This window comes from Drancourtella massiliensis, assembly GCF_016900655.1.
GTDB lineage: Bacteria > Bacillota > Clostridia > Lachnospirales > Lachnospiraceae > Sellimonas > Sellimonas catena.
This window is the reverse complement of record NZ_JACJKH010000092.1, coordinates 1-672: the sequence shown is the minus strand read 5'-3', so window position 1 is coordinate 672 and position 672 is coordinate 1. Positions and strand designations below refer to the sequence as shown.

Sequence of the window (672 nt, the reverse complement as noted above, 5' to 3'; positions counted from 1 at the left end):
TAAGTCATTAACCACCACTTCAAGTGGTGGTTTGCTTTTGCCCCTCCAAAGGGGCATTGTTACCGCTCACCCTACAGGGTGGTGTCGCAAGCATTTTTACTGGTCCGCTTATAAAGCGGTACTCCTTGAATCTTCTTTTCTCGATTCCTCTGCCTGCTCTTTGATATATTTTTGTACTGCTTCATCTGTGATATTACCAATTGTTTCTACGTAATATCCTCTTGCCCAGAACGCTTTATCCCATTTACTTTGCAATTCTGGGTGTCTGTCATATATCATTAGTGTACTCTTCCCTTTCAAATATCCCATAAAGTTTGATATACTGATTTTAGGTGGAATCGCTACACTCAGATGTACATGATCTTTACAGACTGCTCCTGCAATAATCTCCACATTTTTATATTTACACAACGTATCAATAATTTCTCTAACATCTTCTCTCACTTTCCCATATAATATCTTTTTTCGATATTTAGGAATGAATACTATATGATACTGGCATTTCCAACGGCTATGTGATAAACTTCTATTGTCCATTTGGACCTCCTCCTATGCTTGAATTTGGCTTGCGACACCAATTTCATTTTAGCATAGGAGGATTTTTATTAATATCCTTACCGTCTCCAACTACTCTATTCTCCCCAGCATAGCTGGGGGATTAGACTCTTCATT

1 protein-coding gene is annotated in these 672 nt (G+C 38.4%); it reads right to left on the bottom strand.

The features are described 5' to 3' along the window. Nucleotides 1-108 precede the first annotated feature (108 nt). Entirely contained in the window at nt 109-537 is a 429-nt protein-coding gene (tnpA, locus tag H6A32_RS15855) for an IS200/IS605 family transposase (protein WP_118638189.1), read from the bottom strand. Between the last annotated feature and the right edge of the window lie 135 nt (nt 538-672).